The organism is Microbacterium sp. NPDC077391 (assembly GCF_040686955.1).
GTDB classification, from domain to species: domain Bacteria; phylum Actinomycetota; class Actinomycetes; order Actinomycetales; family Microbacteriaceae; genus Microbacterium; species Microbacterium commune.
This window is the reverse complement of record NZ_JBFBMI010000003.1, coordinates 26365-41508: the sequence shown is the minus strand read 5'-3', so window position 1 is coordinate 41508 and position 15144 is coordinate 26365. Positions and strand designations below refer to the sequence as shown.

Here is a 15144-nt window from a genome sequence, read left to right as displayed (position 1 = left end):
GTTCGTTCACAGGTCAGGACCGCGCACGATCCGGACAGGCCCGCGGGCATCGGCGATGCGCACCGGCTCACCCTTCTGGGTGACGATGACCTGCCCTTCGTCCGCGAGCCGAGCGGTGACGCGCCGCACGTCATCCATGATCGATCGCCACGAGTGCGCACCGACCGTGCGAGCGACATCACTCGGGCAGATCGAGGACCCCTGCCGCTTGCGCACGAGCGCGCGCACGGCCGCGGCGATCCGCTCGTCGAAGTCAGCGCCGGAGCGCTCGTCCCACCAGGGCGCTCCCCTCTCGCCGAGGGCGGTCTTCGCATCGTTCACCCGGCGTCGGGCGTCGCTCTCCCCCGCCTTCACGGCGCGTCGCGCCGACATGAGCTCGTCGACCAGCTCCTGACGGAATGAGTCGGGGATCGACGGGTCGGTCGCCCGCCACCGCCGTCCGTCGACGATGATGTGGTGACCGTCGGCCGTCATCTCCGGATCCATGTCGCCAGCATCCGCCCGACGCACGCTCAGCGACAGGGACTTGACCTCGGTGCCGGCAGTCCCCCGACACGCGCGGATGCCCTGGCCGCCGGCCGCGATTGCGGTCTCGAACCCGGCGGCATGTATTATTGACCGCGGTGCTCGCACCGTGGGGGGCCTTAGCTCAGTTGGTAGAGCGCTTGCTTTGCAAGCAAGATGTCAGGAGTTCGAATCTCCTAGGCTCCACGAAAAAGCCCGAGGAATCGGGCTTTTCTCGTATATGGACAGGTCGGTGCGTGCGTTGTATTCGCGCAGTATTCAAGCAGGGCCCTGACACCGACCCTGCTGGGCTGCCGCGCGGCGCGATTCACGCGCGGTGGCCTAAGTCAGAATTCGACGTGATCCGGATCCAGCTCGACGACGACAACGGTGAAATCAAGCCCCTCGACGGCATCTTGCAGGTCATCTAGGTGCTCTCTAAGGGCTCGCACCGTGAACGCACGGGCTCAGCGGCGATGAGCAACTCGCACACGACCTCGCGACGGGTGACCCATACCTGGACGCCGCAGTCCGCGCCGGCTTCGAGGCGGATAGGGAGACCCGCAACAGGTTCAAAGTGGCGATGCTCGCGTCGATGTACGGGGCGGCCGCAGGCCGCACAGCGCGGCAACTCGGCGTGACGACGCAACAGGCGAAGGCGATTCGAGCCGACCTGTGGCGTCCGTATTCGAAGGCGGCCGCCTGGCTGAAAGCGCAGACCGGCATCGGTCCGATGACGCTGGACAGCGGCCGCCCGCTCGGGGTCGTCGGTTCGGCTCACGCCCGACCGAACCTCATCATCCAGAGCACCGCGTACGACACGTTCCAGGCAGCGGTGCTGCGGGTGCACAATGCGTTGCCGAAGGGTGTGCACATCTGGATGCCTCTCCACGACGAACTCGTCATCGAAACGCCGGCGAAACACGTGGACCGTGTGGTCACGGTGCTTGCTGAACATCTGCCCGCGGAATGTCGCGGAGTTCCCATCCGGGTGACGCCGGTCGTCCTGGGCACCCGCTGGAGAAAGGCCTAAATCATGTGCCGAATTGGGAAGCGCTGCGCTGGCAGCATGAGCGGCCTGCGGACACCAGAACAAGCAGCGGAGAAGAACCGTAAAGCGCGCGCGGCGTACCGCGCAGCGAACGGTGGGTGGGTGAGGCCGTATCGACGGGCGGTGGGGCGGTGACTTAGGCGGGCTTGGTCCGCCCAACTGGCTACACCGACACGGCCCGGGGCCTGAGGTGATGGTCCCGTGCGCGGTGGGCACCTGTATGGAAGCCGCCCTCTCGGCGTCCGCGCGGGGACGAGGAGCTTTTCGGCTATGCGAAGGCGTGCGGTCCGCTGAAAGCGCGCCAGAAATTCGCAGATCCACCGTCTTTTCGAGCCGCTTTTCGCCCATCCGAGGCCCGCGGAGCCACACCGCCCGCTCCCCCTCCACCCCTGTTCCCGTCCCCGCACGCACTTCTGTTCGATTCAGGCTGCGCCGGTCTGCCTCTATGCGCCTCCATGCTGGGTTCGTTCGCAGGTTCGCGAGTCCCAGCGTCGGCGCGGCGTCCCGTCGCTTCCTGCTTCTCACGGTGCGGTCTGTTCCGGTCACTGTGGTTCCGGGTTTCGCGCCACCGCGTGGAGCATGTTCTTCTCACTCTGGTGCCGCAGACGTCACCGTCGTGTCGAAGCTCATGCGCCTGCTCGAACACCGCAGGCGACGTTCTCGTGGGGGAGCGTCGGGCCTGCATCCGTCATGACACATCACGTGCTCACCGGCATCATGCACAGCACAGCGAATCCCAATCATCCAGGTGACATCACGGGGCAGAATGCTCCATCACGACATCGGCCAGTTCCCGCGCCCCCGCAGCCCGCGCCCAGCCACCACATCACGTCACGACACAACGCACATCACGACACAACGCACATCACGACACAACGCACATCACGCCACCAGCGACCACATCGCGCCACCGCACAGCGCACATCACGCCACAGCCCGACACATCACGCCAACACGCACACGACGCGCCACACCGCCGCGAAGCGCAAGGGAACGAAGTGACCGAGCGAACGACCGACCGATGACCGACCAACCGAACCCGGAGGACGAAGTCCGATGGGTGAAGGGCGGGAACGGAGGAGGGAGGGAGTGAGCTCTCTTACTATGGGCCTCGGGTTGCTCAGCTGTTCAGAATCGGCGGCGCCAATCCGTCACACGGCTGCACGTCTGACCCGGCTCTCGGCCTTGTACGTCCGCCGAGCCGCGATGTCGCGCACGGGCTCGCTCACGCTCGCGGGGCGGCTGGCGCCGTCCGTCTACCCCGGCGTCGGTGTCACCGCTCTCCGACATACTGGGGTGCATGTCGACGGCCTCTTCACGCGACGCAGCCATGCGCCAACTGATCCCGGAATTCACCACGCCCTTCGTTCCTGACGAGACTGTCGGAGAGGCGATCTCCGCGCACAACAGCCCGCAATCGAGGCTGCCGACCATGCTCGTCCGACGAGGCCGGAAGAAGATCGGCTCGTACCTCATCTCCCACCATCTGCTCATCGTCGAGCGGGAGGAAGATCGCTCGGCGGCTGCCGCGGCAATGACTGCGGCAGGGTTCGAGGTTCGTCCATCGCTGGATGTGCCCCGGGGCGGTGAAGGTGTGCTGCGGATGAAGCCGACGGTGATTGGAGCATGGGGCAACGTCATGGTGTTCGAGCTGACGTTCCCGAGCCCGCGAAGTTCGCCGAGGGTGGCACTCTACGACCTCGACGCTCAAGCCCTGTGCGTCGTGTCCAAGGAGCTGATCCCGCACGTCACACGTGTGCTCGCATTCATGGGGATGGCAGTCGAATCGGCCGGGACCAGGGCGCTGCCCGCTCGCCTCCGGGACAAGCTGGATTGGGACGCCGAGATGTGGGGGTGGAGTCATGTCCTGGACGGCCCGATATACCCGGACACCGGTCAGAGCAAGAGCGCTGTGGTGCGCACCCTCACTCCAGATGCGGCCGCTCGTGTGCCCGACGATGTCGCGCTCGCCGTCGACGAGATCTTCGCCGTGCCGGTGGCCGATCCTTTCATCCCGTCGCCGGCGCTCGAAGGTTACCCGGTGGAAGGGTTCTGGTCGTACCAGCATGGTGTGCTCGAGCCCGAAACCGTCGCGATGCTACGTGACGCCGCGTCCCGTACACAGGTGTCGCTGCCAGAGAACTGGGAAGCACAGTGGGAGAGAGCGATGGCGATATCTCCGTCCCACGCGCCCTCGCTGACCGCCCTCTTCCTGCATGACTCGCACCCGGAGTGGTGGGGAGCCGTGACACCGTACAAGGTGGGCGATCACCAGTGGTTGCTCGGCCACAGCGACAAGAAGCCGATGTGGATGCGAGTTGATGAAACGAACGCGGAGGAATGGCGCTTCACTGCCGTGGTCGCCGCCGTCGTTGCCGCGATAGACGACCTCGACTGGCTCGTGCCGACCTCTCTGGTACCGCAGGACTGCGCCCTGTGTGGGCGGACGTTCACCCCCTCGAAACTCGCCGCCGGACATGTCGCCCAGCTGCGAACCGCTGCGGTCTGTCATCTGTGCGTTCGGATCCTTCCCGACGGTGTCGCGGGGTCACGGTCGCCCGCGCTCGAAGCTGGCGCGACCGCAGCCGTAAGCGAGGTCATCCGTTACGCCGGTCGAGTCATCTCACAGTCGATGCTCCCCGCACTCTTCGCTGATGAAGCCATCGACCCGGTCACCCTGATTCTCCTGCAGCAGGTGCTCCCTGCGCCGACCGAGCGCGGATGGGTGGCGTGGCTGGCGAAAGCCGGAGTTCTCGGTGAAGGGTGGCGGCCGTCGCGCGGCTATATCAGTGTCGCCGCAGATGGCCACGAGTGCCGGTCGGCGTTCGAGCGGTTCGTCGATGACTACCTGTGGTCTGCAAAGATCCCGCACGACGTCGAGCCGCCGTACCCGTACGACCCTGACCTGAACCCGAACGGTTCACGAGCGGACTGGCTGCTGCCAGACGGCACGTTCGTCGAAGCGGCAGGGTTGATGAGCAAGAGGGAGTATGCCGCCAAGATGGCGCGCAAGAACGAACTCGCAGCGAAGTACGGCATCCCCCTGCTCGTACTCACCGAAGCCGACTTGTCTCGGCTCGATACCGTGCTCGCCTTCGCGCGCACGTGACCGCCAGCACACCACGTGTCAGAGTGACGCGGCCGGAACGGCTTGTGAATGCGCACACGGGCGGCGAGATGCACTGGCCTGGGTGCGGTGCCAGCGCTGTCGCTGCCTACGGTTCCATGTCGTCGTGAAGGACGACGCGGCTGAGCTCGATGCTTCCACCCGGCACCTGCCAGTAGTGCAGGCGGCGTGCGGAGGCGACGTTGACCTCGAGAGACAGGCGCCAGCAGATGGCGCCATCGTGACGAGTCACGTACGGATCGCTGCCGCCTTGCCCTTCGCGAAGCCGGTGCAGTTGCCGTCCGGTGATCTCGGCTGCGCGCCCCGTGAGCGCGTCCACGGTGCCGCGGAAGACTTTCTCCGTGTAGGCGTCGCCGAGCTCGCGAACGCTGGCGAGGAATCGGGGGCCGATGACGTAGTCCGTGAGCGGGTATTCCCGCTTGTCTGACGCTCCTGTCCGCGCGGCCCAGGTGGCTACCACCTCGTGGCGGAACCAGGACTCTTCGTTCGGCCACACCGAGCGATCCGTGCGTGTCCCGGATACCTGCGGCTCGGGTGCAGAGCTGCGAGCATCACGTGCCTCTTGCCGGAGGCGAGCCATCGCGCTCACCTGCTCACGCTGCGTCACCCGCGCACGGTGCAGCTCGCTGGACAGGCTCGCGTTCTCGTCGCGGAGCTGGTCGAGTGTCTCCAGGTCCGTGCCCGCTCGAACCTCTCGTCCGAGCCTCAGGAACGCATCCTTAAGCCCTGCAAGCTCCTCACGAACCAGAGCGAGCTCCCGGGTCACTGCTGCGTCTGCCAGCGACTCGCCGGCGGCCGAGGTGGGCGCAGCGCTCTGTGTGGGCGCCGTGTGCTCTGCAGCGCCTTCGACGGGCACTGCTTCGGGCACTTCGGCCGCACCGTGAACCCCTTCTCGGAGCCACGGCGAACCGCCGCGAAGAATGGGCAGCGGAGGCACGAACGACAGGTCGTCATTGGCTCCGATGAGCGTGAGCCCGATACCGCCCTTGTCTGCCACGACGCGAACCCGGACGGTCTGGCCGACGCGGAGAACGTCGCTCACCTTCACGTCCTTGTTGGCGCCGTCATCGACCCCGGGAACCACCGCGCGGCGGCGCAGCGCCAGCTCGGGCGCCAGCGGATGAAGGACGAGGTTCGCCCGCAGGTCGGTCACCTTCACCACACGCGCCAGAGTCACCGTCCCCTCCGTGAACCGCGAGAGGTCCACCTGTTCCGGCTCCGGGGCAAGATCCATCCCCGTCAGCCATCCTTCGACGGGCCCTCCTTCCACGAGACCGTCCGCGAGCGTGACGGAGGAGGGGAGCGCATCGGACACGACGATCACCCGTTGCCCGTCGGCGAGACGCGCGACGTTCCCGGTGGCAGAGCCGGACAGCCGCTCCACCGTCGCACGCGTCCACACTCGGCGGACCGGCTCAGCGACGGGACGCACGATCACCTGCGCCAGCGCATCCTCGATGAGCTCCTCGGTGTCACGTCCCGGGAAGCGAAGGAGGGATCGCTTCCAGTCCGGGTCCTCGCCGAAGTCGGGTGGGTAGGAGCGGGCCGCACCGTTAAACACGTGACACTTCGGCGGCAGCAGATTCTCCAGCGCGTAGGTCGCCTCCCCGGTGGAGATGGTCGCCACATCCGCGTCCTCGCTCAGCCCGTGTGCGACGGTGTCCGGGTCGAACGAGAACGTGCCGTCAGGAGCCGCGCTGATGAGCACGAGAGGTCGCGTGCGCTCTCGGAGGATCTCAGTCGCGATCTCACGGGCACCATCGGGGGAGTCGATGTGTCTCATCGGCATATCATGTCGTCCTCGTCAGACATTCGCCAACCCGCGTGCTGCTGGCAGAGTCAGACCAAGAGCGTCACGACAGAGATCGTGGCCAACGCGGCCGACACCAGCACGAGGGTCGTTCCCCAGAGCGTCACGGCTCGCGGGCTCGAGTAGTAGCGCGCCAACTGCGGAACGTGCGACGCGTTCCTCGCGAAACGTTGCTGTCCAAGGACCATGACGACGCCCGTGACACCGATGACGGCGCTGAGCGCGAGATAGAAGAGGATCACGCGGACACTATCCATCTGTCCTCGCAGTGCCTACGGAACCCACTCGCCCGACCTGTAGTCGAGGGTGAGCTTCAAGTTTCCCGCCGCCGGCGTCGCGCGCACCCAAATGGTGCGCGGGTCCCACAGGTTCCCCGAGATTGACAGCTGCTCCGTCGCACTCAACTGCGCCGCGAGTTCCGAGGCGGTCTGACCCTGAGGAGGCTCGACGAGGTACACCACTGAGCACCCGCCACTCCCACACCCGACAGTCTCGTCGAGCACCACCGTGCCTGCAGGAAGGGGCACGGCCGACAGGGGAGGCACATCGCCCTCGTCCGCCGAGATGAACAGCCATCCCACGTGGAGGGCATAGAACAGTGCGACCAGCACCGCGGCGACGATGAGAACGCTCCGCACCGAGCGAATGCGGTCGGCGCGCATCGGTTGCGCGTCCCCAGCATCCTGGTCGGAGGCCTGAGCGTTCATGGGCCGAGCCTACCCGCGGGCACTGCGCAGCTGGGTCGAGCAGCGCGTCACGTCGGCGGGTGAACGCGAGCCTCGACCGCCTCCCGGACCGCGTCCGCTGACACCGCGCGCTTTCCGTTGAGGATGTCGCCCAACGTGGCCTCGCCGACCCGGTCGTAGATCGAGATGCGCGTGAGACGCACCGCACCCGTGGACGCAGCGATGTCTTTCATCGCGTCGTACAACGCGCGCTGCTTCGCCCGTGCGCTGCCACGCTCCCCGAACACGCCGACCGGATCTGACGGGCCGAACATCGTCTCCGTCGATGCACTCGTCCACCGGCCACCGCCGCGAGCTGCGGCGGCCTCGTACGCGGCGCAGTGCGCGAGATGCGTCGCCGTCCACGGGAGGTGCTGCAGGGCCGGCTGCTGCAGCGTGGAGGCGCGGTAGCGGGTGAAGTGGAACTCCTCGTCCAACTCGATGGCGAACCGGTCGAGCGTCTGTAGGTCCCACGCCCCGGGCCGGAGCGTCGGTGCTGCCGACAGGCCGCCGAGCATCGTGTGGATCCGCAGCACCTCAGCCCGTGCGGGTGCCGTCAGATCAGGCATTCGCAGCGAGGTACCGCTCCGGCAGAACCGGAGGCCCGCGTCCTGCAGCAAGGAGCGCAGCACCCCTACCCGTCGACCAGTTTGCACCATGTCTTCAGTATGCTGCGGCCCATCGCGTCACCAACGGACGAGACTTCTCCACGACCAAGAGATGTCAGTCCTGCGTTCCCGTCTCCCGCGCCAGCTTGGTGATGCGCTGCACAAGACGGGCTGCATCCTCGTCCATTCCCTTCCACTGGAACACGTACACGCCAGTGTCGGCCGCTTCCGCGGGAAGCTGCAGATTCGCGTTGGATACAAGCAGTGCTGCGTCGAGGCCGCCGCGCAGGTATGACTGCTGCTGGTGAAGGAGGGAGCGAGTGAATACGGATCGTTCGACATCACGGAATTGCCTGACATCGATTCCGATGCGGCGTGTTCCGACTTCCACGATAAAGTCTGGGTCGGCAGCGCGCCCGAAGCGCAACGGAAATCCGGCACCGATCAGTGCCGCGGTAACTTGCGAATCGAGCAGTCTTTTCCGAGTCGCAGGCGATTCCGCGGCGGTTCCCGCAGTGGCGTCGACATAGTTCGTGAGGGCCATCAGACGGCGTTCGGCCAAGGCGAGGAACTCCCCCGTTCCCGCGGCGGGGTCGGCGAACTGTTCTTGGAACGCCTGTGGGATCTTGTCGTCGCTAGCCAGGGTGAGCGGCATCGGGAAACCGGGTCTGTCCGATTTGCTCGCGATGTCCATGACCGCGCCGACGGCACCGCGTTGCACGTCATCGGAGGCGCTATCCGACAACGCCGTGAACGTGCCGAGGATAGCTTCGTACGGGAGCGCGGTGTGCTCAGGTTCACCTGGCAGTGTGCGAGACGACGCCCACTGGAAACTTTCCCACCACGAACGGTTAGCTTCCGCACGGCGCTGGTGGGACAGTTGCAGGTTGAGCCCGAGGAACGCGATGAGCGCTGCAACGACGGCGAGCACGCCGGCAAGGCCGGAGCTCTTGGCGAAATCCGCGAACCAAGCTCCGAAGCCCCAAAGATGTGGCTTAGACACCGCTGCGGTGACCGCGAAACCAACTACGGCGCCCGATAGCAGAGAGCCCACCATTGACCACACCAGAACGCCGATGGAGGTAACCGGTTGCTTGTGCTCAGCTGGCTTCCGCTTGACAGTCGCTGACATAGCCCCAGGATCGGTCATAGCTACATACTGCCGCAGCAGCGCAGGTCGTGCGGTCGCCGTGCGCAGGCGATGAAGCGCGAACGCCCAGGAGCTGTCGGTTGAGATGAACTCGAACACCCCTCCGCTGTTTGCGGGATGGGCAGCGCACTAACGCGGTCGCCCGTCCTGACTGGTACACGTAGCTCGCAACTCTTCGAATTCACGCGCGGGTATCTCTTCGGCGGGTGTGATTCCGGCCCAGACACAGTCGCGCTCGACCCCTGAGGTATGGCAAGCGCAACCGCGTTGCGGCCGATGCCCGCCATCCACCGGGGTACCCAAGCCTCGGCGTCACCTTGGTACTGCCGAGACCTCGGGCATAGGGGATGCGACGAACCCCGTCACTTCCCTCCACAGAAAGGTCACCCGTGGCCAAGACCATCAACATCCCCGTCACCGACACGACTGTCGTCAAGGTAATCCTCGACCTCACGCAAGCACGATGCCGAAGCCGACTGATGAGTGCCGAGGACATTCTCACGGCGTGCCGCGAGGCAGAACGCGCATTTGACGGGCTGGGGCTCACGCAGAAGGACCGCATCGGCATCCAGATTGAGGTAAGTAGTTCCGAACGACACTTCCCCGCGTCCTACCGCGGCATCCCCCGCGCCACCTTCGCATGTCTGCGCCGTACCCGAGACGGATGGCGGCTGACCGCGGCTGGGCGCGGCATCAATCGCAACATGAAGAGCTCGTGGCTCACGACACATTTTCCAAGCGATGCCACGTTGGCTCGTGCTGGCGCGCGCGTGCTGCGTCGCGGTACCAACGGACGCGCGCGTCTCTAGCGATTGGTGCGCACCTGCAATCGCGCCGCGCATAGAGATGGAGAGCCAGCTCCGGCGCCACGTTCGCAGAACGCGTCGGCGTGTGAGCGGCGAAGGGGTCCGGTCGCCGGGGGGACGGCCGGACCCCCACTCTCCCTTATGAAGCACCCAACGACTACTTCCGGCAACCACGTTCGAGACCCCCGCATCCCCTATCCGAAAGAACACACAGCCATGTCAATCCTCGACCGCTCGATGCGACGACTCGCCATTCAAACGAGCGCTCATTTCGAAATCAATCACCCCGAGTACTACATCCATCCCGAAGGAGAGGCGCTCGACGCCGTAGAGTTCGTCGTCGATGACGCAGAAGAGGCCCTGCGGCGTGGTGCGACCGAGACTGGGTTGCGACTGAGTTGCTGGGCCCCTTTCCTACTCGCCGCGGCCATCGGATACGACGGATTCATCGTTGAGACCTTAGGCGAGACTTTCGCCAGCCATCTCAAGACGTCAGTCACGGAACACGCCGGCGCCGACGACATCCGCGTCGGCGAAGAGCTTGGCATCCACAAACCCGAGCAGTACCTCACGGCAGGAAATGCGTCGGAGAGGGCAGTCGACCTCTGGTGGCAAGCCCTGCACCAGGCTGGTCACGGCAGTCGCCCGTTCGGGCTAGAACTCGCGTTCTGGGCGTCCTGCACTCGCGCGACCGACTTCGGGACGGTGGCCGCCGATTTCGCTACGCCTGTCGTAGCTGCAGCCGCAAGTTTCAGGTCATTCGCCGCAGGCTGAGGATGGACGGGCGGTCGCTATCCTCGCTCACCGGCTGCGGCGGCGTGCCTCTCGCTCTGCCCGAGCGCGAGCAGCGTGCCGCCGACGGTAGGCATCACTCAGAGCCAGTGAGTCGGCGACACCGATTCTGCGGCCAACTGAACGGAGGAAATCCCTGTCCGTTCGGTCACGGGTGAGGTATGAGTATGCCCGCGCGCTCCACAGCAGCGACGCTGCGGTGAAGAACAGCAGCATGCCTCGTGGCAGCGCTTCCTTCGCTTCTCCGAGAAAGGTTGGTAGGCCCGGCTGATCATTTTCCTCGAAGTAGAGGTCTGTCACGCTCACTCCGGGGTGTGAATAGGCCGACAGGAGCCGGTAATACAAGTAGGCGTCCGGACCTCCGGGTGTGAGGTCGTCACAGATCTGGTGGAGGTGACGTACAGAATCGCGCGAATCCTTGAAAGGCGACCCGTCGACGCCCGACACATCGGGGGCCCCCTCACGAAACACCTCGGCGGGAGACCGCGAAGCGTTCGTCTGCAGCGCAGCGCGTTGACGAGAGTACTCGTGCAAGAAGGCATCCACGCCGTGCTGCTCCAGACTCTGAACGAGGAGCGAAACATTCAGCGCAGACTCGTACGCCAACCTCACTAACGGGATCATGGCATTTATCTGTCCTGCAGTGTGAAGAATGCGGATGGCTTTGCCTGTGTCGAACACGTAACAGGCGAGTCCCTTCACAATTGCCAGCCGCGCGAGATCCTTGCTACTGAACCGGGAAGCACTCCTCGCTGCCGGCTGCGCCAGACGAGGGTTCTTCGCATCAACGGCCTCCCAGTGCTCGAACAGCTCGTCGATTGCGGCCAGGTACTCGACCACCAAATCATCATCTTCCTCGACCGTCACGGTCCGAGCATATGACTGCGGCCATCACGCTTGAATCCCCAAGCTTGATGGCCGAGCTTTGTCTTCGCACTCCGGTGAGTGTCAACTTCGTGTCCCAGCTGGGGGGGACTGCTGCACGAATAAGTGACATCTGATCTGGCTTGCCCGTGGGGGTGGGCCTGGAAGGATGTTGCTGTGCCCAAGCCCTACCCGAGCGAGTTCCGTGACGACGTGGTTCGCGTTGCCCGGGGTCGCGAGCCCGGCGTGACCATCGAGCAGATCGCGAGGGACTTCGGTGTCCACCCGATGACGCTGCAGAAATGGCTGCGCCGCGCCGACGTCGACGAGGACGCCAAGCCCGGCCAGACCCGCACCGAGGCTGCCGAGATCCGTGAGCTGCGGAAGCGGAACCGGCTGCTCGAGCAGGAGAACGAGGTGCTCCGCCGCGCGGCGGCGTATCTGTCGCAGGCGAACCTGCCGGGAAAATGATGTACCCGCTCGTAACGGAGCTCGCCGATGCAGGGATCCCTGTGACGGTGACGTGTCGGGTGCTCAAGCTCTCCCGCCAGCCCTACTACCGGTGGCTGGCGACCCCCATCACGCCGGGCGAGGTGGTGGAGGCGTATCGTGCGAACGCGCTGTTCGACGCCCACCGGGACGACCCCGAGTTCGGACACCGGCTGCTCGCCGACGAAGCCCGCGATGCCGGTGAGGCGATGTCGGATCGCACCGCGTGGCGGATCGCGTCCAGCAACGGCTGGTTCAGCGCGTTCGGGAAACCTAAGCGCGGCAAGCACCGTAAGCCGGGACCGCCGGTGCACGACGATCTCTGCGCCGTCGTCGATGAGCACGGCCGGACCCGGCACGTGTTCGCCGCCGAGACTGCGAACAAGCTGTGGTTGACGGACATCACGGAGCACCAAACCGCCGGGGGCAAGCTCTACCTCTGCGCGATCAAGGACGCGTTCAGCGGACGGATCGTGGGGTACTCCATCGACTCAAGGATGAAGTCCCGACTGGCCGTCCAAGCGCTCGAGAACGCGGTCGCCATGCGCGGTGACGTCGCCGGCTGCATCGTGCATTCGGACCGAGGATCTCAGTTCCGAAGCCGAAAATTCCGGCGCGCGCTCACCCGTCATCACATGGTCGGAAGTATGGGCAGAGTCGGGTCGAGCGGAGACAACGCCGCCATGGAAAGCTTCTTCGCGCTGCTGCAGAAGAACGTCCTCGACCGCCGCTCCTGGACCACGCGCGAGCAACTGCGCATCGCCATCGTCACCTGGATCGAACGCACCTACCACCGCCGCCGACGCCAGGCCCGCCTGGGCCGTTTGACGCCCATCGAGTTCGAGACCATCATGAACACGACCGTCGCACTGGCGGCGTGACTACAACCTGTCACCTATTCGTGCAGCAGTCCCGGGGCGTTCGCGGACTAACTCGTTTGTGGGAGCCTGTGCGAAAGCTCGTGGGTACCTAGCTTGCTGCTGAAAACGATGGTTTGAGGCCGGTCAAGTTGTCCGGTCGGATCGGCGCGCTCCGTCCGCGCCATCCCGGGTCCGCAACGTGGCCAGAAACGCACCATCTGTCCGCTCCCGCGTGACGCGCGTTTGTGGCCGCCGCGCATGTGAGCGGCATGACCTCTCGCACATTTGCTCTGGCTCGCGTTTCAACAGATCGCCAGGCCCTGGATCGGCAACTCGATGCACTGCGCGCAGCCGGCGTCGCGCGCGATCACATCGTTGTTGAGCACGGCGTCAGCGGCGACGCGGCGCAGCGTGATGGGCTCGATGAGCTCCTGCTCCGCGTCCGGGAAGGTGCCGAGGTCCTGGTCGCCGAGCTTTCACGCCTCGGGCGCCGAACGGTCGAAGTCCTCTCGCTCCTTCGTGAGCTGAACGGCCGGGGTGTCACGGTGCGCTGCCTTCAACCGGCGCTGGTCTTCGACGGGTCGCCCATGGCGACGCTGTTGGTCACTTTGCTCAGTGCCGTCGCCGAGATGGAGCTCGAAACCTTGCGCCTCCGAACCCGTGAGGGCCTGGTTGCAGCCCGCGCTCGTGGTCGCGTCGGCGGACGCCCGGCAGGCCTCACCGAAGCGCAGCGCCGCGAGGTCGTCCGGATGCGCGGTGAGGGCCGCCCGTCTGCCGAGGTCGCGGCAATCCTCGGCGTCTCGGAGCGCACAGTGCGCCGTGTGAATCGAACCCCGGGGGCTGCCCTGGCGCAGCGGTAAGCAGCGGCCAAGGCTCGTGGTCGCCGGTGGTAAGCCGATGCGCTCGATGCCTGTCTCAGCGCAGCGTGTGTCGAGAAGGCGGCAGAGGGTCGGATCCGGCCAGAGGTCGCCCAGATGCAGCACGGTGCGGATGCGGACGTCAGTGCGCTGGATCGCTCGGAGGGCTCGCGTGACCCAGACCACGTTGCGGTGCCAATCACCGGCAATGGAGATGGGGCGATCCGGGAGCGCGAAGGAGTGCATGCACACTCCACGCGCCGTGGTGCGTCGTGAGCGGGAAGCTCCTCCCTGTTCTACGTTCGAGGGGCGGAGCCGTCCACAGAGCGGACCGTGCAGGCTGGACCTTGCCATCCCGGAGGACGCGGTCCCCCTCAAACCCTCCGCCGCTCAAGCTCATGGTCGAGCTCGAAGTCGGTGACGACGCGGACCGCGGGCGGATTCAATCCTCCGGCCCGAGGATTTCGTCAGATGCTCCTGCTTGGCCATCCTCATTCTGCTTGACTAAGTCTGCCTTACGCTCGGCACGCGCTGCGCGCCGCTTGTCGACTGCGGGCTTGATGCCTCGACTCCACGCCCATTCGCCAGCGAGGTAGACGGTCGCCACGGCGACAAAACCTATACTGAGCCAGTCCTTCAGCTTGTCGAGAGCTTCCCGAGGATCCATCTGCTCGTTTTCGTCGGCGGATACGTCGGAGACCGAGCCAGCGTTCGGTGACTCGGCGGCGAGCTTCGGCTTCCGCACAGCGGGCGTTTGGACGACGCCATCCCAATTGAGCTCGTCGTAGTGCTTGTGGAGGAACCTGTGAACGTCCTCGTCCGTTGCAACCCATGAGTTGTCGTAACGGCTATCGGCCCAGGAGCCCTTGCCTCTGGCGCGAATGTGCAACTCGCCGCCCGAGATCGTATACGTGCGGTAGTCGCTGCTGTTCTTGCTCTCGAACGATGTCTTGCGTGTGAAACCTTCATTGACATCAAGCAGCTGCTGACGTACACCCGCAGTAAGTCGCATAGCGGTGGTCTCCGTTCAAGGCTCTGACGGCTCATCGTAGTAGCGGTCACGGCTAGACCGGGTTGGCCACGTTCGCATGCTCCCTCGGTGCGCCATCAGATCATCGCGGCGTGGTTGGATCGTCCTCAGTGTCTCAGGCGTGTCACAGCGCTGGCGTAGAACTCGGTGTCGGGACAGAGACGTCGAAGCTTCCCGTCAGGAAAAGGAGCGCCAACGCCGTGATCGTCAAGGTGCACACACCGATCCCGTAGAAGATGTTGAGCTTCCTAGTCGAGTTCATCTCCCAGCCCAGCCACTCGCGGTGGCTCGCCTTCTGAATCTCGGTGGAGAGATCCGCGGTGACACCGTGCGCTTTCAGCTGTTTCTCAACCGGTTCAGCTGCATAGCCCGCGCCGCTCAGCAGCCGGTGGTACCAGATGCCGTCGGCGAACCAGAAGAGGAGCCAAATCAGGATCCCAAGCACGGGAACGAACGCGGCCGGGCTAAAAC

The 15144-nt window shown here is 65.3% G+C and carries 15 protein-coding genes and 1 tRNA gene; 7 read left to right on the top strand and 9 right to left on the bottom strand.

What is annotated here, in order from left to right; translation table 11 throughout:
• Window positions 1-6: 6 nt before the first annotated feature.
• Window positions 7-633 (bottom strand): DUF3253 domain-containing protein, encoded by a 627-nt coding sequence (locus AB0O65_RS08395; RefSeq protein WP_363384094.1) that lies wholly within the window; start codon window positions 631-633, stop codon window positions 7-9.
• 5 nt (window positions 634-638) lie between these two features.
• Here AB0O65_RS08395 and AB0O65_RS08390 point away from each other — a divergent pair.
• From AB0O65_RS08390 to AB0O65_RS08380, 3 genes are all read left to right on the top strand, one after another.
• Window positions 639-711, top strand: a tRNA-Ala gene (locus AB0O65_RS08390).
• A 376-nt stretch (window positions 712-1087) separates the two neighbouring features.
• Window positions 1088-1537, top strand: coding sequence for a DNA polymerase (locus AB0O65_RS08385; protein WP_313481105.1), 450 nt, complete (start codon window positions 1088-1090; stop codon window positions 1535-1537).
• A gap of 1318 nt (window positions 1538-2855) precedes the next feature.
• A complete protein-coding gene (locus AB0O65_RS08380; protein WP_363384092.1) occupies window positions 2856-4664 on the top strand; it encodes a hypothetical protein in 1809 nt (602 codons plus the stop codon).
• A 106-nt stretch (window positions 4665-4770) separates the two neighbouring features.
• On the opposite strand, the gene AB0O65_RS08375 is transcribed toward AB0O65_RS08380, so the two are convergent.
• The 5 genes from AB0O65_RS08375 to AB0O65_RS08355 all read right to left on the bottom strand — a co-directional run bounded on the left by AB0O65_RS08375 (window position 4771) and on the right by AB0O65_RS08355 (window position 9074).
• The gene (locus AB0O65_RS08375) at window positions 4771-6309 is read right to left on the bottom strand and encodes a hypothetical protein (protein WP_363384090.1); all 1539 of its coding nucleotides are present in this window, start codon (window positions 6307-6309) and stop codon (window positions 4771-4773) included.
• Between the two features lie 212 nt (window positions 6310-6521).
• A complete protein-coding gene (locus AB0O65_RS08370; protein ID WP_363384088.1) occupies window positions 6522-6734 on the bottom strand; it encodes a hypothetical protein in 213 nt (70 codons plus the stop codon).
• 30 nt (window positions 6735-6764) lie between these two features.
• Complete coding sequence (locus tag AB0O65_RS08365) at window positions 6765-7199, bottom strand: hypothetical protein (RefSeq protein WP_363384087.1); 435 nt, start codon at window positions 7197-7199, stop codon at window positions 6765-6767.
• 47 nt (window positions 7200-7246) lie between these two features.
• Window positions 7247-7786, bottom strand: a complete 540-nt coding sequence (locus AB0O65_RS08360) for a hypothetical protein (RefSeq protein ID WP_363384085.1) — start codon at window positions 7784-7786, stop codon at window positions 7247-7249.
• 154 nt (window positions 7787-7940) lie between these two features.
• Complete coding sequence (locus AB0O65_RS08355; RefSeq protein WP_363384083.1) at window positions 7941-9074, bottom strand: hypothetical protein; 1134 nt, start codon at window positions 9072-9074, stop codon at window positions 7941-7943.
• A 290-nt stretch (window positions 9075-9364) separates the two neighbouring features.
• Here AB0O65_RS08355 and AB0O65_RS08350 point away from each other — a divergent pair, with 290 nt between their 5' ends.
• Together AB0O65_RS08350 and AB0O65_RS08345 are read left to right on the top strand one after the other, a co-directional pair.
• Entirely contained in the window at window positions 9365-9784 is a 420-nt protein-coding gene (locus AB0O65_RS08350) for a hypothetical protein (RefSeq protein ID WP_363384081.1), read from the top strand.
• Window positions 9785-9997: 213 nt separating this feature from the next.
• The gene (locus AB0O65_RS08345) at window positions 9998-10555 is read left to right on the top strand and encodes a hypothetical protein (RefSeq protein WP_363384079.1); all 558 of its coding nucleotides are present in this window, start codon (window positions 9998-10000) and stop codon (window positions 10553-10555) included.
• A 27-nt stretch (window positions 10556-10582) separates the two neighbouring features.
• Here the strand turns inward: AB0O65_RS08345 and AB0O65_RS08340 are convergent, their stop codons facing one another.
• Window positions 10583-11440 carry a DUF5677 domain-containing protein gene (locus tag AB0O65_RS08340; protein WP_363384078.1) on the bottom strand — a complete coding sequence of 286 codons (858 nt, stop codon included), beginning with the start codon at window positions 11438-11440 and terminating at the stop codon, window positions 10583-10585.
• Window positions 11441-11614: 174 nt separating this feature from the next.
• On the opposite strand from AB0O65_RS08340, the gene AB0O65_RS08335 reads away from it, so the two are divergent.
• Window positions 11615-12807, top strand: a protein-coding gene (locus AB0O65_RS08335; RefSeq protein WP_363384076.1) for an IS3 family transposase whose coding sequence is annotated in 2 segments (ribosomal slippage) — window positions 11615-11899 and window positions 11902-12807 — 1191 coding nt in all. Because the reading frame shifts where the segments join, the coding sequence is not laid out codon by codon here.
• Between the two features lie 248 nt (window positions 12808-13055).
• A complete protein-coding gene (locus tag AB0O65_RS08330; RefSeq protein ID WP_363384074.1) occupies window positions 13056-13646 on the top strand; it encodes a recombinase family protein in 591 nt (196 codons plus the stop codon).
• Between the two features lie 439 nt (window positions 13647-14085).
• On the opposite strand, the gene AB0O65_RS08325 is transcribed toward AB0O65_RS08330, so the two are convergent.
• Both AB0O65_RS08325 and AB0O65_RS08320 read right to left on the bottom strand, forming a co-directional pair.
• On the bottom strand, window positions 14086-14655 hold the full coding sequence (locus tag AB0O65_RS08325; protein ID WP_313480175.1) for a hypothetical protein: 570 nt from the start codon (window positions 14653-14655) through the stop codon (window positions 14086-14088).
• A gap of 142 nt (window positions 14656-14797) precedes the next feature.
• Entirely contained in the window at window positions 14798-15118 is a 321-nt protein-coding gene (locus tag AB0O65_RS08320; protein ID WP_313480176.1) for a hypothetical protein, read from the bottom strand.
• Between the last annotated feature and the right edge of the window lie 26 nt (window positions 15119-15144).